This window comes from Bradyrhizobium sp. USDA 4510 (assembly GCF_054059095.1).
Genome location: NZ_JBSSBT010000001.1, coordinates 1980400 through 2000411, shown reverse-complemented (window position 1 = coordinate 2000411; position 20012 = coordinate 1980400). Strand labels below are relative to the sequence as shown.

Genomic DNA, 20012 nt, shown 5'->3' with positions numbered 1-20012 from the left:
CGCAGGAAGTGGGCTAGTTGACCGCGCGGATCAAATTCTTAATCTTCTCCGCATGCGGCCCGAGATCCTTGGCGAGCTTGTCGAGATAGGGATCGGCGATCGCGGTAAAGCTCTTCTTGTCCACATCCCCGACCACCTTGACGCCGAATGACTTCAGTTTTGCAGCCGCATTCTTCTCCAGTTCGAACGCCTTCGCCGGCTCCTTGGCGCTCACCTCCGCGGCCGCTGTCGTCACCCAGGCCTTCTGCTCGGCTGAAAGGCTCTGCCACAGCCTGTCGCTGATGAACAACAGCGCATTGTTGGCCTCATGCTCGGTCATCGAGAGCACCGGCGCGACTTCGTAGTGCTTATTGACGAGGTAAACATTCACGCTGTTTTCCGCCGCCTCGACGACGCCGGTCTGCAGCGACGTGTACACGCTGCCGAACGGCATATGGACGGTTTGCGCGGCGTAAGCCGGGAAGATCGTGTCTTCCGTAGCCGTCGCCTGAACGCGAATCTTTACACCCTTGAGGTCGCTGACGTTGTGGATTTCCTTCCTGGCGTAGATGCTTCTAACGCCTTGGCTGCCCGTCGCGATGACATGAAGGCCTTGCGACGTGTCGTCGATCATCGCCTTGATCGCGTCAATCACCTTCTGATCGGCAAGGGCCTTCACCACATGGTTGGCGTCGCGGAACAGGAAATGCAGCGACATCACACCGGCCTGCGGCGAGATAGTCGCGGTGTTCGCCGACGAGATGATGGCGAATTCAATGTCTCCGGATTTCACGAGCTGCAGCAGCTGCGGCTCCTGTCCGAGCTGCGCTCCCGGATACTGGTCGACGATCATGGTCCCCTTGCTCAACTCCTTGAGCTTGGCGGAGAACATGTCGTAGGCCACGCTGTATCCGGTGTTGAGCTGCTGATCGTGCGCGAAGCGGTAGTGCTTGACTTCCTGCGCGCCGGCGCCCGCGGAAAGCAGCAGCGCTGCCGCGGCCATGGCAATCCCGACGATCCTGGCTGAATAGCCCATCGCGACGTTCCCCCTGTTTTTAATTGAGGGGGATCATCCCACCAGTCGCGCAGGATTGTCAATAAAACAGAGGCAATCAGCTCGTCGTAGGCGACAACGAGCACCACATCGCAGAAATTATCGACAATTCAGCAGATGCGCCGAACTTTGCAAGCTACTTCCCCTTGGCGCGCATGAAGTCGAAATCGCAGCCCTCGTCGGCCTGCAGGATGGTGTCGTTGAAGAGATGCGCGTAGCCGCGCTTGGCCCAATCGGGCGACCCGGCCGGCGCGAGCGTGTCGCGGCGCTTCTGCAATTCGGCCTCGTCGACCAACAGATCGATGCTGCGCTTGGCGACATCGAGCCGGATCATGTCGCCGTTCCGCACCAGCCCGAGCGGACCGCCGACCGCGGATTCCGGCGTGATGTGCAGCACGATGGTGCCGAACGCGGTGCCGCTCATCCGCGCATCGGAGATGCGGACCATGTCCTTCACGCCGGCGCGCGCGAGTTTCTTCGGGATCGGCAGGTAACCCGCCTCCGGCATGCCCGGCGCGCCCTTCGGGCCGGCATTGCGCAACACCAGCACGTCGTCGGCGGTCACATCGAGCGCGGGATCGTCGACCCGCAGCGTCATGTCCTCGACCGATTCGAACACCACGGCGCGGCCGGTGTGCTGCAATAGTTTCGGGCTCGCCGCCGACTGCTTGATCACGGCGCCGCGCGGCGCGAGATTGCCGTGCAGGATCGCCATCGCGCCTTCGGATTTGATCGGGTTCGCCTTGGAGCGGATCGCGTCCTGCCCCGGCACATCCTCGGCATTGGCGACGACCTCGCGCAAGGTCTGGCCGGTGATGGTTTTGGCATCGAGATCGATCAGGTCGCCGAGCTGCGCCATCAGCTTCGGCACGCCACCGGCGTGATGGAAATGCTCCATGTAGTGTTCGCCCGACGGCTTGAGGTCGACCAGCACGGGGACCTCGCGGCCGAGCTTGTCGAACGCCTCGAGGTCGATCTTGTGCGGCGAGCGGTTGGCGATCGCCGTGAGATGGATCAGGCCGTTGGTCGAGCCGCCGATCGCCTGCATGACGACCTGGGCGTTGCGGAACGAGGACGGCGTCAGGATCTCGCTCGGCTTCGGTCCCTTGGTCTTCGCCATCTCGGCGGCGACGCGGCCGCTGGCCTCGGCGGAACGGAAGCGTTCGGCATGGGGCGCCGGGATCGTCGCGCTCATCGGCAGCGACAGGCCGAGCGCCTCGGTGATGCAGGCCATGGTGGAGGCAGTGCCCATCACCATGCAGGTGCCGACCGAGGGCGCGAGGCGGCCGTTCACCGCCTCGATCTCGTTGTCGTCGATCTCGCCGGCGCGATACTTGCCCCACAGCCGGCGGCAGTCCGTGCAGGCGCCGAGCACCTCGCCCTTGTGATGGCCGACGACCATGGGCCCGACCGGAATCACCACCGTCGGCAGATCGGCGCTGATCGCGGCCATGATCTGCGCCGGCAAGGTCTTGTCGCAACCGCCGATCACGATCACCGCATCCATCGGCTGGGCGCGGATCATTTCCTCGGTATCCATCGCCATCAGGTTGCGCAGATACATCGAGGTCGGGTGCGCAAAGCTCTCCGCGATCGAGATGGTCGGGAACACGAACGGCATCGCGCCCGACAGCATCACGCCGCGCTTCACGGCCTCGATGATGTCAGGCACGTTGCCGTGGCAGGGATTGTAGTCGCTGTAGGTGTTGGTGATGCCGACGATCGGGCGATTGAGCGCATCGTCAGAATAGCCCATCGCCTTGATGAACGCCTTGCGCAGGAACAGCGAGAAGCCGGCGTCACCATAGCTTGTCAGTCCCTTGCGAAGTCCGTCGGCCATTTTCTTCTCGTCCCGTGGTTGTTCGGCCGCACTTAAGGAGCGGCAGGAATTATTGTCAATATGAGATAATCCGGTCGCGGCAGGTGGCTGGTCTGCGGCAAAATCGCCCCCATTATTGACAATAACCGTGGCGCTATGCTGACCTCAGGCACCGATCCAAAGCCGAGAGCGCATGACAGCCGAGCCCACATTGCCCGAACTCCAGGCCCCCTCGCGCGAGGAGGAACAAGCGGAGGTGATCCGCCGGCTGGAGGAGGACATCATCTTCGGCCGCTTCGCGCCCGGTTTGCGCCTGGTCGAGGATAACCTGATGCAGCGCTACGGCGCGAGCCGGCATTTCGTCCGCCAGGCCCTGTTCCAGCTCGAGCGCCAGGGCATCGTGCTGCGCGAGAAGAATGTCGGCGCCACGGTGCGGTTCTATGCGGCCGAGGAAGTGCGGCAGATCTATGAGGTGCGCGAGATGCTGACGCGGCAGGCCGCGCTGATGATCGCCCTGCCCGCGCCGCAAAGCCTGATCGACCAGTTGAGCGAGCTGCAACGGCACTACTGCATCAAGGCCGAGGCGCAGGACATGCGCGGCATTCACGAGACTAACGATGCGTTCCACCTCGCGCTATTCTCCGCCTGCGGCAATCCCTATCTGGTCCGCTCGCTGCAGGACTACATGAACCTGACGCTGCCGATGCGCGCCAAGAATCTCGCCGACAGCGAGGGCCTTGCATTGTCGCGCCGCCAGCACGAATTGATGATCGAGCTCTTGAAGGGCCGCGACAGCTGGGCGCTGGCGCAGCTTTGCGTCGATCACATGCAGTACAGCAAGGCGGATTATCTCGTCCGCATCTCCAACGACAAAAAGCCGCAATAGCGCGATACGCGGCGGCCTGCTCGTGAAGGAGACGGCGATGCGCTATGTGGCTATATTCCTTGGATCGTTCACCGTGCAGCTTGCGCTCGGCGGCGTCGGCGAAGCGGCCGATCCGCGCGCGACGCAGCTCACCTACGAGCCCTGGACCAAGACGTGCCTGACAGAGGCGAGCTGCTTCGTCGGCGCCGCCGCGCGCGGTCAGTGCTCGCCATCGGGCGGCACACTCAGCGTCTCGCCGCAGAGTAGCAAGCGCGCGATCGTGAGCGCCAATGTCGGAACGCGGACCATGCTGGAAGGCACGATCAGCCTCCGCATCGATCAGGACGAGCCGATCCAGATCGCGAGGCCGCATTGCTACACGCTCGGCTGCGGCGGCACGCTCGAGGCCGACGGCGAAATGATCGAGCGGCTGAAGCACGCGCAGACGATCGCTGTCGAAGCCAAGAACCTCACCGGGCAGACCATAAGCCTCGCCTTTCCCCTCACGCACTTCGCCGAGACCTTTGACGGGCCCGGCAGCCCGCCCAAGACATCCGGGCAAGGTTCGAAGGAGGCGCAGCAGCACACCGAATCCGTGAAGCAACTGCCGCAATGCGAGGATTGATCACTTCTTCCAGTCGATCACCCTCTCCTTGTCGCCGTCGAACTCCATGCTGCAGAACGCGCCGCCCTGGTAATAGTCGCCGACCGGATCCGGCGGCAGCTTGGCCTGCTCGGCCATCGCGTGCTCGCGGAAATCTTCAGCCCTTCCGGTCGGACGATAGCCGAGATCGTAGGCGCGGTGATTGTCCCACCACGAGCGCTCATTGTAGGACGCGCCGTACAGCACCTCGAAATGGATGTCGGGATGCTCGAGCCCGATGCGGCAGAGCTGGACGAGGTCTTCCGGCTTGAGCCAGATCGAGAGCCTGCGGTGGTCGAGCGGCGCCTCGCCGAAATTGCCGATCCGGAGGCACGTGACCTTGATGCCGTGCTTGTCGGCATAGAGCGCGCCGACGCCTTCGCCGAACACCTTGCTCACACCATAGCGACTGTCCGGCCGCGCGGTGACGTCGGTGCCGATGCGGTGATGACGCGGATAGAACCCGACCGCGTGATTGGATGAGGCGAAGATCACGCGCTTGACGCCCTTTTTGCGCGCCGCCTCGAACAGATTGTAGCAACCGATGATGTTGGACTGCAGGATCGCGTCCCAGGGGCCTTCGACCGAATAGCCGCCGAAATGCAGAATGCCGTCGACGCCTTCGCAGATCGCCTCGACCTGTGCGAGGTCGGCGAGATCGGCCGCCTTGAACTTTTCGTTGCTGCCGAGATCGGAGGGCTGCTTGATATCGCTCAGCAGGAGATCCGGATAGATCGGCGACAGCAGCTTGCGCAGGCTCGTTCCGATTCCCCCTGATGCGCCGGTCATCAATATGCGTGGCATGCCGTCCCTCTTCTTTCCTGATTGCTGCGATCGAATTGCGGTCGCAGGCCGACAATGATAGCAAACCAGGCGCTCAAGGAAACACCATCGAAACACAACAACGAGAACAGCAAATGTCCGATGTTCATTCCGCCGGCTGGCGTCCCGCGACCTGCTATCCCGATCCCGCGATCCGCGCGCTCGATCCGCGTTTCGAGAAATACTGGCTGAAACTCTCCGCCGTCGAGCGCATCGCGACCGGCCTGCGCTGGGCCGAGGGTCCGGTGTGGTTCGGCGACGGCCGCTATCTGTTGTGCAGCGACATCCCGAACCAGCGCATCCTCAAATGGGAGGAAGAGACCGGCGCGGTCAGCATCTTCCGCAAGCCGTCGAACTTCGCCAACGGCAACACCCGCGATCGCTGGGGCCGGCTGATCACCTGCGAGCATGGCGGCCGCCGCGTGGTGCGCACCGAATATGACGGATCGATCACGGTGCTGATCGACTCCTTCGGCGGCAAGCGGCTGAACTCGCCGAACGACGTCGTGGTGAAATCCGACGGTTCGATCTGGTTCACCGATCCGATCTTCGGCCTGCTCGGCAACTACGAAGGCTACAAGGCCGATCCCGAGATCGAGCCCAACGTCTACCGGCTCGATCCCGAAACCGGCAAGGCCACCATCGTCGCCGAGGGCGTGCTGGGGCCGAACGGGCTGTGCTTCTCGCCGAACGAGAACATCCTCTACGTCGTGGAATCCCGCGGCGAGCCGAACCGCAAGATCCTCGCCTATGACGTCGCAGCCGACGGCAAGACGATCTCCAACAAGCGCGTCTTCATCGACGCCGGCCCGGGCACGCCCGACGGCATGCGCTGCGACATCGACGGCAATCTGTGGTGCGGCTGGGGCATGGGTGATCCCGAACTCGACGGCGTCGTCGTGTTCGCGCCCGACGGCGTCATGATCGGCCGCATCGCGCTGCCGGAGCGCTGCGCCAACCTCTGCTTCGGTGGCGTCAAGCGCAACCGCCTGTTCATGGCGGCGAGCCAGTCGATCTATGCGCTCTACGTCAACACCCAAGGCGCGCTCGGCGGCTAGCCCGGCCGTCATTGCGAGGAGCGAAGCGACGAAGCAATCCATCTGTCCGCCCGTGAGGAGAGATGGATTGCTTTGCTTCGCTTCGCTCGCAATGACGGCGAGACTGCAACCTTCATCTTCGCAAGATTCGCACTCTTCAAGACCTTGCGCCCCCAAAATGGCTGACGCCGGAGCAGTTGCCTGCCCCGGCGCCAAAAGTCGCGTCTCTCGTGGCTCGGCTTACGCGGCGTTGTAGCCGGCGACCGCCTTGGCCTCGAGATATTCTTCCAGACCGTAGCGGCCCCACTCGCGGCCGTTGCCGGACTGCTTGTAGCCGCCGAACGGCGCGGTGCGCTCGTTCGGCACGCCCTGCAGGTTGACGTTGCCGGCGCGGATCTGGCGGCCGACGCGGCGCGCGGTTTCCACGGTGTCGGCGGAGACGTAACCGGCGAGACCATACGGCGTGTCGTTGGCGATCTTCACCGCGTCGGCTTCGTCCTTGGCGCCGAGGATGGTCAGCACCGGTCCGAAGATCTCTTCGCGGGCGATCGTCATGTCATTGGTGACGTCGGCGAAGATGGTCGGACGGACATAGAAGCCCTTGTTGACGCCCTCGGGCAGGCCCGGGCCGCCGGCGACGAGCGTTGCGCCCTCGTCGATGCCCTTCTGGATCAGCGCCTGGATCTTGTCCCACTGGCCGCGGTTGACCACCGGACCGATCGTGGTGCCGTCCGCACGCGGATCGCCGGCCTTGGTCTTGTCGGCGACGCCCTTCGCGATGGCGGCCACTTCCTTCATCTTGGAGAGCGGCACGATCATGCGCGACGGCGCGTTGCAGGACTGGCCCGAGTTGTTGAACATGTGCATCACGCCGCCGGTCACCGCCTTGGTCAGGTCGGCACCGTCGAGGATCACGTTCGGCGACTTGCCGCCGAGCTCCTGGCTGACGCGCTTCACGGTCGGCGCCGCACGCTTGGCGACGTCGACGCCGGCGCGGGTCGAACCGGTGAACGAGATCATGTCGATGTCCGGGTGCTCGCTCATCGCGGCACCTACCTCCGGGCCGAGGCCGTTGAGCAGGTTGAACACACCCTTCGGCACGCCGGCTTCATGGAGGATTTCCGCAAAGATCAGCGCCGAGGTCGGGGTGAACTCCGACGGCTTCAGGATCATGGTGCAGCCGGCGGCGAGCGCGGGCGCGACCTTGCAGGCGATCTGGTTGAGCGGCCAGTTCCAGGGGGTGATCATGCCGACGACGCCGACCGGCTCGCGCACGATCACGGCGGTGCCCATGGTCTCCTCGAACTCGTACTTCTTCAGCACTTCGAGGGTGTTCATGAGGTGGCCAAGGCCGGCGCCGGCCTGCAGCTTCTCGGCCATCGGCAACGGCGCGCCCATTTCGTCGGAGACGGCGGCGCCGATCTCCTTCATGCGGCCCTTGTAGACCTCGACGATCTTGGTGAGCAGCGCGACGCGCTCCTCGCGGCTGGTCCGGGAAAAGGTCTCGAAGGCGCGCTTGGCGGCGGCGACTGCCTTGTCGACATCGGCCTTGGAGCCGAGCGCAATCTCATACATCGCTTCTTCGGTCGCCGGATTGACGACCGGGGTGGACTTGCCTTTGACGACGGGATCGACCCAGGCGCCGTCGATGTAGAATTGCATGCGATTGACCATCGGAAACCTCTTGTACGGGGCGTATGGAATGGGGAACGAAAGCGTTCGGCAGGCATCCTTGCACGAAAGCCCGGCGAATTGAACCCGCCATATGCGGGACGCGGCTCGTGCGCGCGAACAGCATATAATGTCGCTATCGCGCAGGTGGCAAGGTTGGCCTCGTCGCCCCGGCGAAGGCCGGGGCCCATAACCACCGCCGGCAATTGGTAAAGGGTGCTGTTAGAACGAGTCGCGTTTACTTGCTGCCAGTTGTGGTAATGGGTCCCGGCCTTCGCCGGGACGACGATGTGGCTACACCGCCATCTTGCGATGCCGCACCGGGGCGCCGACCGAGACGCTTTCCGCCGCGTCAATGATGGCATTGGCGTCGATGCCATAGTGGCGGTAGAGGTCGCCGATCGTGCCGGTCTGGCCGAAATGCTCGACACCGAGCGCCTCGACACGGTGGCCGCGCACGCTGCCGAGCCAGCCGAGCGTTGCCGGATGGCCGTCGATCACGGTCACAATGCCGCAGTCGCGGCCGAGCGGCACCAGCATGCGCTCGATGTGACTCAAATGCTGCGCGCCGCGGCGGTCACGGCGCAAATTCCGCGCGGCGGACCAACCCGCATAGAGCCGGTCGGCGGAGGTGACCGCCAGCAGACCGACGTCGCGGTGGCTCTCGCCGATCAGGCCGACCGCCTCGATCGCCTCCGGCGCGACGGTGCCGGTATACGCAATGACGATGTCGCAGTTCGGGCCCGGCTTGCGGATCCAATAGGCGCCGTCGGTGATGTCGCGCTGCAGGTCCGGGGTCATGATCCGTTGCGGCTGCTCCAGCGTACGGGTCGAGAGTCGCAAGTAAACCGAACCACCCTCGGCACCCTCGCGCTGCATGTGGCCAAAGCCCCAGCCCATGATCACGGCAAGTTCATCGACGAAGGCCGGATCGAACGAGGCGAGCCCGTCCTGCCCGATCCCGATCAAGGGCGTCTTGATCGACTGATGCGCGCCGCCTTCCGGCGCCAGCGAGATGCCCGACGGCGTCGCCGCCACCATGAAGCGGGCATCCTGGTAGCAGGCATAGTTCAGCGCATCGAGGCCGCGTTCGATGAAGGGATCGTACAGCGTGCCGACCGGCAACAGCCGCGCGCCGTTGATCTGGTGCGACAGGCCGAGCGCCGACAGCATGATGAACAGATTCATCTCGGCGATGCCGAGCTCGAGGTGCTGTCCCTTCGGCGAATATTCCCAGGTGTAGGCGGACGGGATCTTCTCCTGCCGGAACAAGTCGTGGTTCTCCGCCTTCGCGAACAGGCCGCGGCGGTTGACCCAGGCGCCGAGATTGGTCGACACGGTGACATCGGGCGATGCGGTGACGATGCGCGAGGCGAGTTCGCTATCGCCGCGCGCCAGCTCGTGCAGCACGAGACCAAAACCCTGTTGCGTCGACATCTGCGCCGAGGCCTTGAAGGCCAGCCGTTCCGGCACGTCGATTTCTGGCGCCGACAGGCGGCGGCGCCCCTCGCGGTTGAACGGCGACTCGGCCAGGAATGCCTCGAGCTTCGCAGGCTCCTGCGAAAGGCCCTCGAACTTGTCCCACTCGTGGCCGGGGCGGATATTCTGCGCGGCGCGCCATTTCTCCATCTGGGCGACCGTCATCAGGCCGGCGTGGTTATCCTTGTGGCCCTGCATCGGCAGGCCGACACCCTTGATGGTATAGGCGATGAAGCAGACCGGCCGATCATGGTCGATCGCCTCGAAGGCCTCGATCATGCTCGCCATGTCGTGGCCGCCGAGATTCGACATCAGCGCCAGCAACTCGTCGTCGCTGCGGCGCTCGATCAGCGCCGACACCTCGCCCTGGTCGCCGATGTCGTCGCGCAGATGCTTGCGGAACGCGGCGCCGCCCTGGAAGCAGAGCGCGGCGTACATCTGGTTCGGGCAGTTGTCGATCCAGCGCCGCAGCGCCTCGCCGCCGGGCTCGGCGAACGCCTCGAGCATCAGCTTGCCGTACTTCACGATCACCACGTCCCAGCCGAAGTTGCGGAACATGGTCTCGAACTTGGCCCACAGCCCCTCGCGCACCACGGCGTCGAGCGACTGCCTGTTGTAGTCGACCACCCACCATGTGTTGCGCAGGCCGTGCTTCCAGCCTTCGAGCAGCGCCTCGAAGATGTTGCCCTCGTCCATCTCGGCGTCGCCGACCAGCGCGATCATGCGGCCCTCCGGCCGGTCCTGCAGCCAGCCATGCGCCTTGACGTAATCCTGCACCAGCGAGGCGAACAGCGTCTGCGCGACGCCGAGGCCGACCGAGCCGGTCGAGAAGTCGACGTCGTCGCTGTCCTTGGTGCGCGAGGGGTAGGACTGCGCGCCCTTGTAGCCGCGAAAATTCTCCAGCTTGTCGCGGGTTTGGTGGCCGAACAGATACTGGATGGCGTGGAACACCGGGCTCGCATGCGGCTTCACCGCGACGCGGTCCTGCGGGCGCAACACCGAGAAATAAAGCGCCGACATGATGTTGGCGAGCGAGGCCGACGAGGCCTGGTGGCCGCCGACCTTCAACCCGTCGGTAGAGGGCCGCACATGGTTGGCGTGATGGATGGTCCATGACGACAGCCACAGCACCTTGCGGGCCAGGGCGGACAGCATGTCGAGGCGTTCAGGCGCGATTCCCATGGCAATGCTCCGGGCGATATGCCGGAATGTTACTGCCGCAGGCGGCGGCGAAAATCTCAATTCCACGCGACAGCACAGGAAAAATTGGGATAAATTCCCACGATCCGACTTCAACTGACGAGTTCATCCCAATGCCTGCCCTCGATGCCATCGACCGCAAGATCCTGAGTCTGCTCCAGACCGACAGCCGCATGACCATGCAGGAACTCGCCGACAAGGTCGGGCTGTCGGTGTCGCCTTGCCACCGCCGGGTCAAGCTGCTCGAGGAGCGCGGCGTGATCTCTCGCTACATCGCAACCGTCGACCAGAAGTCGATCGGGCTGCACGTCTCCGTCTTCATCTCGATCAAGCTGGCGCGGCAGAAGGAGGAAGACCTCAACCGCTTCGCGCGCGCGATCTCGAAATGGGACGAGGTGCTCGAATGCTATCTGATGACCGGCAACCGCGACTATCTGCTGCGCGTCGTCGCCGCCGACCTTTCCTCCTATGAGGCATTCCTGAAGAACAAGCTGACCCGGCTCGACGGCATCGCCTCTATCGAGTCGAGCTTTGCGCTGAGCCAGGTGAAGTATTCGACGGCGTTGCCGGTGTGAGGGCGTTGGTTGGTCACTCGAATGACGCCAACCCCACAGTGTCGTCCCGGCGAAGGCCGGGACCCATACGGCGCAGCAGTTGTTGTGAGAGGGACTCGTCGTTGCAGCATCGCTTAACAATTTGCATTTGGGGTTATGGGTTCCCTGCTTTCGCAGGGACGGCACTGAGTGTGTGAATCGTCCGAGCTTTGCATCTCGTTCCGTTTTGCAAAAGAGGCTTGCGCCGTCGGGCAACCCAGTGATTGGCGCTGGCGCCCTGCCCGGCTGGACGGCCTCGCCGCGACAACCAGGCTACGGCGCGATCCATATCCCAATCACGATGATGGCCAGTGAGACGGCAATGACCAGCATATCGGTGGTGAGCCAATCCGGCATTCCGTTTGATGGCTGCTCGCTCATGTCCGCGACTCCTTCTGTTCGCGTCGAGCCGATATGCTGGAGCGGACCGGCGCGAACGAGGATGAACTGGTTCACATAAAGCTAGGAAAAAGCGGCAAATTCCGCGTGTTTTAGCGCGCTCAAGTTGCGCCACACGGTCGATCTGCCGCGCAGGTTTCTGAACATGTTCGACAACGCCGACGCTTCGGCACAGTCACCATCGTCGTCGTTCAACGCGCTGCGAGAGGCGGCTGAACGTCGCCGGATTGTCGGCGCAACTCGGCGCCGACCTGCCGCCACGCGACAGGCCGCACACGGCCGACGAAGTGGCCGAGGTAGTGGACTCGCCGCCCCGTCCTGATCCTCACAGCACCTTGCGCTGTGCGAGGTTCTTCATCAGCGCACCGACGCCGAAGGTCCAGGGCTCGCATTCGTCGCTATTGCGCATCCGGTTGACCAGCTTGCCGAGCTGCGGCGCGGCGATGGTCACGATGTCGTCGCGCTTGTGGGTAAAACCCTCGCCCTTGGCATCGCGATCCTTGACCGGCGCGAACATCGTGCCGAGGAACAGCGCAAATCCATCAGGATATTGATGCACGGGGCCGATGGTCTGGGCGACCAGATCGGTCGGGTCGCGGCTGATCTTGCTGATCGAGGAATGGCCCTCGAGCACGAAGCCGTCTGCGCCAGTCACGGTCAGGCCGACATCCATCTTCCTGACATCGTCGAGCGAGAAGGTCTGGTCGAATAGCCGGAGCAGCGGGCCGATCGCGCAGGAAGCGTTGTTGTCCTTGGCCTTCGACAGCAACAGCGCCGAGCGCCCCTCGAAGTCGCGCAGATTGACGTCGTTGCCCAGCGCGGCGCCGACGATCTTGCCGGCGGCGGAGACAACAAGCACGACCTCCGGCTCCGGATTATTCCAGGTCGACTTCGGATGCAGCCCGGCATCCATGCCTGATCCGACCGAGGACAGCGTCGGCGCCTTGGTGAACACTTCGGCGTCGGGACCGATGCCGACCTCGAGATACTGGCTCCAGGCATTCTGATCGATCAGCACCTGCTTCAGTTTCACCGCCTGCTCGGAGCCGGGCTTCAGCTTGGAGAGATCGTCGCCGACCAGGCGCACCACTTCCTTGCGGATCGCGTCCGCCGAGGACGGATTGCCGCGCGCCCGCTCCTCGATCACGCGCTCCAGCATCGAGATCGCGAAGGTGACGCCGGCGGCCTTCAGCACCTGGAGATCGACCGGCGCCAGCAGGTGCGGCCTGGCCTTGTCGCGGCCGTCGGGCGGGGTGTTGGCGAGGATCGCCTCGAAATCGCCGATCCGCTCGCCGCCCGTGGCGCGCAGCGCGGCCGCGGGATCGCTTTCCTCGCAGAGCGCGCTCACCGTCGGGAACCGCGCCGTGACATCGAACACACCGTCTGCCCGCACCGCGACGACGGCGGGCCCGCCGGCCTGCGGCAACCAGACCCGCCCGACCAGCGTGCCGGCGGTGCCGTCCTCCGGCAGGACGTCTTTTGGCGTGAGCGAAATCATCGGCACATCTCCCTTTTTGGTTTTGTCGGCTTGTTAGCACAGTCCGCCCGGCGGCGTGAAACAGCGGTCACGGCATTGTCATAGAGGGGTAACATCGCCCGTCAATGCTGCCGTCCGATCCATCTAACACACTGAAAGACGGACCTTCATGACGACCTCAGCCCTCACCGACGAAGCCTCCCGGGATGAAGCCTTGCGGGACGAAGCCTTGCGGGATGAAGCCTTGCGCGCCCGCATCCATCAGGAGATGGCCGACAGCCTCGACGAGGAACTCGAGCTCGAGCTCGACGACATGAGGCTCGACGAGCTCGACCATGACGGCGCCGCCGGCAGGCCGTCGATCGACCGCAAGTTCTATTTCCGCGAATTGCTGCGGCTGCAGGGCGAACTGGTCAAGCTGCAGGACTGGGTGCAGCACGAGAAGAAGAAGGTCGTCGTGCTGTTCGAGGGCCGCGATTCCGCCGGCAAGGGCGGCGTGATCAAGCGCATCACCCAGCGGCTCAACCCGCGGGTCTGCCGGATCGCGGCGCTGCCGGCGCCGAACGAGCGCGAGCGCACGCAATGGTACTTCCAGCGCTATGTCTCGCATCTGCCGGCCGGCGGCGAGATCGTGCTGTTCGACCGCAGCTGGTACAACCGCGCCGGCGTCGAGAAGGTGATGGGGTTCTGCAGCGACGAGCAGTATGAGGAATTCTTCAACTCGGTGCCGGAATTCGAGCGCATGCTGATCCGCTCCGGCACCGTCCTCCTGAAATACAGGTTCTCGATCACCGACGAGGAACAGGCGTTCCGCTTCTCGATGCGGATCCAGGATCCGCTGAAGCAGTGGAAGCTGAGCCCGATGGACGTCGAGGCGCGGACCCGCTGGGAGCTCTACACCAAGGCCAAGGAAACGATGCTGGAACGCACGCACCTGCAGGACTCGCCGTGGTGGATCGTCGATGCAGTCGACAAGAAGCGCGCCCGGCTCAACTGCATCTCGCATCTCTTGAGCCAGATCCCCTATCAGGCGGTCACCCACCAGCCGGTGGTGCTGCCGCCGCGGGTGCGCAACCCGGACTATCACCGCGGCCCGATCCCGCAGGAGATGTACGTGCCGGGACGATATTGATTCTGGGCACGAGCACGCTCTGTCCTCCCCCGCTTACGGGGAGGATCACTAAATCGCGATTGGAGATTGTGAGGCAGCTCACTGGTCCTTTTGCGCCCTCCCTTTAAACCAGAGGTTGCTCGCAATTCGCGGGCTAGAAGGAGGCGTACGCTATGTTGAAAGAACATCTTGAAAGCAAAAGCTCGGCGACCGACCAGCCAGAAAGCTATAAGGGTGTTGCGACACATGCTATCCAAACCCTTGACCTCAGTTGGAGCGCGCCTATTCGTTACGGCGATTGCAAGCTGTCCGGCTTCTTGAACGGCACCCTGAACAACGGCCCCACTCTCAGGCTTCGTTCTGACGGAACAGCAGAATTGCTGGCAAAATTTTTCTCGACCGACGACGGTGATGTTTGGGTTATCGATCGTCTCGTTCTTTTGGACATTCACGGGACGGTGCTTTTTCAATTTCCACACCTTTCAAGTCCAGAAACCCAGACAGACAACCAAGTGCTCGATTGGGTAGCCGAACTGAGCTTCCCCGCCGTTTTCTTTTCTTCGGTCACAGGGGCGAACATGACCTATCGTTGCTAACCCCTAGGGGCGCGGTTCGCGGCTTATTCGACCTCCCCCACAAGCGGGAGAGGTGAAGTCCGGCACGTAGGCGACCGCGCCCTCGCCTTGCCTACCAATGGTGCAGGCGCGCGCACTTGCTGGCACCGGATACCGACGCTAGGCTTCCCCCGATCTGGTGCAGGGAGGCCCGCTTGACTCAATCCGACGACATCAAAATCTCCGAAGATCGCCGCGACGCGCTGCGCTATGCGCTCGGGATCGGCAGCGGCGCGGCGCTCGCGGCCGCGATGGCAACGCCGGCCTCGGCGCAGACGCCAGCCGACAACACGCTGGATCGCATCCGGGCCAACAAGGTGCTGCGGATCGCGGTGCTGCCGGGCGAGCTGCCCTATTTCAACAAGGACCTCGCCTCGGGCACCTGGTCCGGCTTCTCGATCGAGATGGCCAACGACCTGGCCAAACTGCTCGACGTCAAGCTGGAGTATGTCGAGTCGACCTACGGCAATTCAATCCTTGATCTGCAGGCCAACAAGATCGACCTCGGCTTCGCGCTCAACCCGACGCCGCAGCGCGCGCTGGTGGTCGATTTCACCAATCTGGTGTTCCCGCATCCGTTCGGCGCGATGCTGAAGAAGGGGCTGGAAGCCAAGACCTGGGCCGACATCAACAAGCCCGAGGTCAAGATCGCGGTCGACGTCGGCTCGGCCAACGAGGCGGTGGCGCGCCGCTTTGCGCCGAACGCCACCATCAAGTCGCTGAAGTCGCGCGACGAGGTGATGCTGGAAATGTCATCGGGTCGCGTCGATTGCGTGGTCAACGCGCTGGTGCTCGGGCTGACCGCGATCGCCAAGAACCCGAACCTCGGCACCTACAAGATCCTGGCCTCGCCATCGGTGACGATCGCGAGCGGCACGGCGGTACGGCGCGAAGCCGACAAGCGCTGGCGCGATTTTCTCTCGGTGTGGATCGACTACAACCGCGGCATCGGCCAGATGCGCGAATGGTTCGTCAAGGGCCTCGGCCTTGCCGGCGTCAAGCCCGAGGATGTACCGGTGGAGTTGAGTATCTGAGGCGATTGCCGAGACGGCAGTGATCTCCCTCTCCCGCTTGCGGGGAGGGCCGGGGTGGGGGTGTCGCCACAAGCGACACCCTATGTATGGAGAGAGCCCCCACCCGGATCGCACCTAACGATGCGATCCGACCTCCCCCGCAAGCGGGAGAGGTCAGGCAACTCACACCTTGTCGTAGGTCAGCCCGCGCTCCAACCGCCTCGCCACCAGCGTCGACGGGAACAGGATCGCAAAATAGATCAGCGCCACGATGGTGTAGACCTCGAGCGGCCGGTAGGTGTCGGCGTTGATCAAGGTCGCGTTGTAGACGAGATCGGGTACCGCGATGATCGAGACCAGCGAGGTGTTCTTGAGCTGCGTGACCGACTGGTTGACATAGGGCGCCATCATCGGCTTCAGCGCCTGCGGCAGGATCACGAGCCGCATCAGGCGCCAGCCGCGGAAGCCGAGCGCCTTCGCCGCGTCCCACTGCCCGATCGGCACGCTCTCGATCGAGCCGCGCACGATCTCGGCGTAGAATGCGCCGCCATAGAGCGACAGCACGCTGACGGCGGCGACATGCGCCGGGATGTTGACGCCGATCACGACCGGAAACGCGTAGTAGAACCAGATGATCTGCACCAGCAGCGGCGTGCAGCGGAACAATTCGATATAGGCGATCAGGAGCCAGTCGATCACGGGAATGCGCCGCAGCCGCAGCATGCCGACGATCAGGCCGATCAGGGTCCCGAGGATGATGGTGCCGATCGTGTAGGCGATGGTCCAGCCGAGCCCGAGCCAGAACAGATGGCTGTACTTGGCAAGGATGCCGAAATCCCAGACGTAGTTCATCCTGCCCCTCGGTTGCCGCGCGCTTGATCGCCAAGCATTGCAGGCGGTCTCGCGCGAGTCACGCGATATACCGGGCGGGCGAAAATGCCCGCACCTCGAACGGCGGCGCATCGCCCGCGATCATCGCCGCAATTGCGGCGCCCGTTCCGGGGCCAGTGGTGAAGCCGATATGCTGGTTGCCGAAGGCGAGCCAGAGCCCGCGATGTCGCGGCGCCTCGCCGATCATCGGCAGGCTGTCGGGCAGCGTCGGCCGCGCGCCGCGCCAGCGCTCGCCGAGCGCATCGCCAAATTCAACCACGCTGCGCGCCATCGGCACCACCGCCTCGAGCTGCGAAAAATTCGACGGCGCGTCGCGCGCGGTGAGCTCGACGCCGCTGGTGACGCGAACGCCCTGCTCCATCGGCGTCATCAGAAAGCCGCCTTCCGCATCATGGATCGGCCGCAGCAATTTGCGTGCCGGGTTCGGCACGAAATGCTGATGATAGCCGCGCTCGAACGCCAGCGGCACGCGATAGCCGAGCGGCTGCAGCAGCTCGGCCGACCACGGCCCGAGCGCGACCACGACATGGCGCGCGGCGATCTCGCCGTCGGCGAGCTGCACGCGCCAGCCGTCGCCGTGCGGCTCGATCCGCCGGATTCCGGATTGCCTGATCGTGCCCCCGCCAGCGGCGAACATCTGCGCGTAGGCCTTGACCACTGCGCCGGGTGAATCGACCGATGCCGTCTGCGTGTGCAGCAGGCCGACGCTATAGGCAGGAATGATGTTGGGCTCGAGCGCGGAGATCGCCTGGCGATCAAGCACCTCGCTCCTGATGCCGAACTCGGCGAGCGCTGCCTGCTCGGCCTGGGCGGCGGCGAGCCCGTCGCTGCGCCAGGCCTTGAGCCAGCCGGTCTCGCGGATGCGATGGCTGGCGCCGGCCTGCACGATCCAGTCGCGATGCAGCTTCAGCGAGGTCCCGATCAGGCCGTGCAGCGCGGCGGCGCGCGGTTTGGTCTGCCACGGCGTTGCCGCCGCGAGGAAGCGCATCACCCAGCCGGCATTGGCGAGCGCCCACGCAATGTTCCAGCGCAACGCCGGATGCGCGTTGGTCAGATATTTCGGCAGGTTCTTCAGCAGCGACGGCGTATTGAGCGGCAGGATCGAGCCCGAGGAGATGATGCCGGCATTGCCGTAGGAGGTTTCGCTGCCGGGCTCGCGGCGATCGACGACGACGACGGAGAGCCCGCGCTGTTGCGCGGCGAGGGCCGCCGAGACGCCGACCATACCGGCACCGAGCACCGCAACATCGACCTGCTCTGTTGGTTCGCCCTCGCTCATGGCGTCACATCAAGGTCAGCCCGCCATCGACCGGCAGCGTCGCGCCAGTGACGTGGCATGCTTCCGGCGACAGCAGGAAGGCGACGACGGCCGCGACCTCGTCGGCCTCGGCCAGCCGCTGCATCGGATTGGCCTTTGCGACGCTCTCCCAGGTCGCGGTATCAAGCGCGCCGAACAGACCGGGATCCTTGCGGGTGTAGCCCGGCATCACGGCGTTGGCGGTGGCGCCTGACGCGGCGAGCTCGATCGCGAGCGACTTCACCAGCACCTCGAGCGCGGCCTTCGCGGCGGCCGATCCCGGATAGGTGGCGCCGGGCACGAAGCGATGCGGCCCGAAGCTCGACACCGCGACGACGCGGCCTTGCGCGCTGCGCGTGAGGTCGGACAGCGCCGCCGCCGCGATTTCATGGAAGGCCGCAGCCATCACCGCGAAGGCGCGCTCCAGCGCCTCGCGCGGCAGGCTTAAGAATTCGCGCCGGTCGGCAAAGCCCGCGGCGTGCACGATGCTGTCGATCGGCCCGAACGCGGCCCGCGTTGCCGCGACCAGCGCGGTGCCGGCGCCGGCCTTGGCGAGATCGCCGGTGCTCACCTCGACCTTCGCGCCCTTGCTGCGGCATTCCTCCGCGACCGAATTCAGCCGCGCGAGGCCAGCGGCCTCGACGCCCTGTCCGTGCAGCATCAGGGATTGAGCGGGGCCGGCGAGCCGGCGCGCGACTGCGGCGCCGATGCCGGAGCCGCCTCCCGTGATGATCGAAATTCGCATGAGGTACGTGCTGTCAGTGCGATACGAGACAGCGAACTATAGATTCGGCGTCACGAAATGCAAACCGCGCCCCTGGCCATCAGTTTAGCGCCAGGTTCAACGCCAAATCAGCGCCACGGCTCGACCAGGATCTTGGTGTGCGCCTCGGGATTGGCGAGATCGGCAAACGCCTGCGCGACGCCGTCGATGCCGACGCGGCCAGTGACCAGCGATGCGGCATCGACCTGGCCTTCCGCGATCAGGCGCAGCGAATAGGCGAATTCCTCGGGCGTGTAGCCGAGCACATATTGGACGTTGAGCTCCTTGATGATGCCGAGCATCGGCTCGGACTTGTCGGTCTCCATGCAGACGCCGACCACGACGACACGGGCGCTGCGCGGGGCGCCCTCGAACACCTGCTGCAGCACGCCGGGCACGCCGACGCATTCGAAGATCAGCGCAGGCTTCAGCGGCGGCAGCAGCGCCTGCATCGGCGGACGCGCCGCCTTCTCCGCATCGGTCATCTGGGCGTGCTCGGCCCAGCTCGCATAGGGCTGCGTCCTGGCGGGATCGACCACCACATCGGCGCCCATCTTCTCGGCGAGCAGGCGCCGCGCCGGCGAATAATCCGCAGCAACGATCGGTCCGAGCCCCCTGATCTTCAGCGCCGCGATCACCGCCAGCCCGACCGGTCCGCAGCCGATCACCAACGGCACCTCGCCGCCCTGGATGTTGGCCATCGCCACCGCATGCACGCCGACCGCAAGCGGTTCGGTGAGCGCGGCGTGCTCGGCCGCAAGCCCGTTCGGCACTTCGAGCAGCAGCGGCTCGCTGAGCAGCATCTGCTCGGCATAGCCGCCGAGATAATCGTTGGAATAGCCGATGCCCTTCGGGCCCTGCGGCGTCAGCAGCGCCGGCAGCGAGCACACTTTCGTCCCGGGCTTCAGCTTGCGCGTCGTGTTCGGGCCGTAGTCGAGGACCTCGCAGCAGAACTCATGGCCGAACACGACGTCGCGCGACAGATCCATCGGCGTGCGCCCGGGCAGGAACTTGCTCAGCTCCACCATGCGGTGGGCATGCTTGCGTGCGTGCAGATCGGAACCGCAGATGCCGCAGGCGAGCGATTTGACCAGCACCTGGCCGGCGCCGGGCTTCGGCTCGGGCACCCGGTCGACGACAATCTCGCCGTTCCTGAAGATCGCTGCGCGCATATTCCCTCCCGCGTGGGTTTTGTCCCACTCATTTTGATGCGTATTTCGTCTCGCGAAATGCTGTCGCGGATCAAGTCCGGGACAAGCTTTCGCCGCAGGAGGCTATAGCACGG

The 20012-nt window shown here is 64.6% G+C and carries 17 protein-coding genes; 7 read left to right on the top strand and 10 right to left on the bottom strand.

Annotated elements, in window-relative coordinates; translation table 11 throughout:
• Positions 1-13 precede the first annotated feature (13 nt).
• Positions 14-1015, bottom strand: coding sequence for a TRAP transporter substrate-binding protein (locus ACVMDN_RS08840; RefSeq protein WP_168857805.1), 1002 nt, complete (start codon positions 1013-1015; stop codon positions 14-16).
• 154 nt (positions 1016-1169) lie between these two features.
• The gene (locus tag ACVMDN_RS08835) at positions 1170-2873 is read right to left on the bottom strand and encodes an IlvD/Edd family dehydratase (protein ID WP_168857806.1); all 1704 of its coding nucleotides are present in this window, start codon (positions 2871-2873) and stop codon (positions 1170-1172) included.
• A 172-nt stretch (positions 2874-3045) separates the two neighbouring features.
• Here ACVMDN_RS08835 and ACVMDN_RS08830 point away from each other — a divergent pair, with 172 nt between their 5' ends.
• Positions 3046-3738 (top strand): GntR family transcriptional regulator, encoded by a 693-nt coding sequence (locus ACVMDN_RS08830; protein ID WP_456835330.1) that lies wholly within the window; start codon positions 3046-3048, stop codon positions 3736-3738.
• A 37-nt stretch (positions 3739-3775) separates the two neighbouring features.
• Positions 3776-4342, top strand: coding sequence for an invasion associated locus B family protein (locus ACVMDN_RS08825; protein ID WP_141340326.1), 567 nt, complete (start codon positions 3776-3778; stop codon positions 4340-4342).
• Here ACVMDN_RS08825 and ACVMDN_RS08820 read toward each other — a convergent pair whose 3' ends face one another.
• Positions 4343-5164 (bottom strand): NAD-dependent epimerase/dehydratase family protein, encoded by an 822-nt coding sequence (locus tag ACVMDN_RS08820; RefSeq protein WP_168857808.1) that lies wholly within the window; start codon positions 5162-5164, stop codon positions 4343-4345.
• 113 nt (positions 5165-5277) lie between these two features.
• Here ACVMDN_RS08820 and ACVMDN_RS08815 point away from each other — a divergent pair, with 113 nt between their 5' ends.
• A complete protein-coding gene (locus ACVMDN_RS08815) occupies positions 5278-6240 on the top strand; it encodes an SMP-30/gluconolactonase/LRE family protein (RefSeq protein WP_456835331.1) in 963 nt (320 codons plus the stop codon).
• A gap of 219 nt (positions 6241-6459) precedes the next feature.
• Here the strand turns inward: ACVMDN_RS08815 and ACVMDN_RS08810 are convergent, their stop codons facing one another.
• Entirely contained in the window at positions 6460-7893 is a 1434-nt protein-coding gene (locus ACVMDN_RS08810; RefSeq protein WP_076827004.1) for an aldehyde dehydrogenase family protein, read from the bottom strand.
• 291 nt (positions 7894-8184) lie between these two features.
• Complete coding sequence (locus ACVMDN_RS08805) at positions 8185-10551, bottom strand: transketolase (RefSeq protein WP_456835332.1); 2367 nt, start codon at positions 10549-10551, stop codon at positions 8185-8187.
• Positions 10552-10682: 131 nt separating this feature from the next.
• Between ACVMDN_RS08805 and ACVMDN_RS08800 the strand changes: the two genes are divergently transcribed.
• The gene (locus tag ACVMDN_RS08800) at positions 10683-11144 is read left to right on the top strand and encodes an Lrp/AsnC family transcriptional regulator (RefSeq protein WP_016841346.1); all 462 of its coding nucleotides are present in this window, start codon (positions 10683-10685) and stop codon (positions 11142-11144) included.
• A 742-nt stretch (positions 11145-11886) separates the two neighbouring features.
• On the opposite strand, the gene ACVMDN_RS08795 is transcribed toward ACVMDN_RS08800, so the two are convergent.
• The gene (locus ACVMDN_RS08795; protein ID WP_456784267.1) at positions 11887-13059 is read right to left on the bottom strand and encodes a fumarylacetoacetate hydrolase family protein; all 1173 of its coding nucleotides are present in this window, start codon (positions 13057-13059) and stop codon (positions 11887-11889) included.
• Between the two features lie 247 nt (positions 13060-13306).
• Between ACVMDN_RS08795 and ppk2 the strand changes: the two genes are divergently transcribed.
• The 3 genes from ppk2 to ACVMDN_RS08780 all read left to right on the top strand — a co-directional run bounded on the left by ppk2 (position 13307) and on the right by ACVMDN_RS08780 (position 15797).
• On the top strand, positions 13307-14170 hold the full coding sequence (ppk2, locus tag ACVMDN_RS08790; protein WP_456835883.1) for a polyphosphate kinase 2: 864 nt from the start codon (positions 13307-13309) through the stop codon (positions 14168-14170).
• A gap of 152 nt (positions 14171-14322) precedes the next feature.
• Positions 14323-14745: a DUF6294 family protein gene (locus ACVMDN_RS08785; protein ID WP_028331873.1), complete on the top strand. Its 423-nt coding sequence runs from the start codon at positions 14323-14325 to the stop codon at positions 14743-14745.
• Positions 14746-14918: 173 nt separating this feature from the next.
• Positions 14919-15797 carry a transporter substrate-binding domain-containing protein gene (locus ACVMDN_RS08780; protein WP_028331874.1) on the top strand — a complete coding sequence of 293 codons (879 nt, stop codon included), beginning with the start codon at positions 14919-14921 and terminating at the stop codon, positions 15795-15797.
• A 162-nt stretch (positions 15798-15959) separates the two neighbouring features.
• On the opposite strand, the gene ACVMDN_RS08775 is transcribed toward ACVMDN_RS08780, so the two are convergent.
• From ACVMDN_RS08775 to ACVMDN_RS08760, 4 genes are all read right to left on the bottom strand, one after another.
• The gene (locus ACVMDN_RS08775; RefSeq protein ID WP_057017506.1) at positions 15960-16628 is read right to left on the bottom strand and encodes an amino acid ABC transporter permease; all 669 of its coding nucleotides are present in this window, start codon (positions 16626-16628) and stop codon (positions 15960-15962) included.
• A gap of 58 nt (positions 16629-16686) precedes the next feature.
• Positions 16687-17946 (bottom strand): NAD(P)/FAD-dependent oxidoreductase, encoded by a 1260-nt coding sequence (locus tag ACVMDN_RS08770; protein WP_253587466.1) that lies wholly within the window; start codon positions 17944-17946, stop codon positions 16687-16689.
• Between the two features lie 4 nt (positions 17947-17950).
• Positions 17951-18709 carry an SDR family NAD(P)-dependent oxidoreductase gene (locus ACVMDN_RS08765; RefSeq protein ID WP_253587467.1) on the bottom strand — a complete coding sequence of 253 codons (759 nt, stop codon included), beginning with the start codon at positions 18707-18709 and terminating at the stop codon, positions 17951-17953.
• Between the two features lie 107 nt (positions 18710-18816).
• On the bottom strand, positions 18817-19899 hold the full coding sequence (locus tag ACVMDN_RS08760) for a zinc-binding dehydrogenase (protein WP_456835333.1): 1083 nt from the start codon (positions 19897-19899) through the stop codon (positions 18817-18819).
• Between the last annotated feature and the right edge of the window lie 113 nt (positions 19900-20012).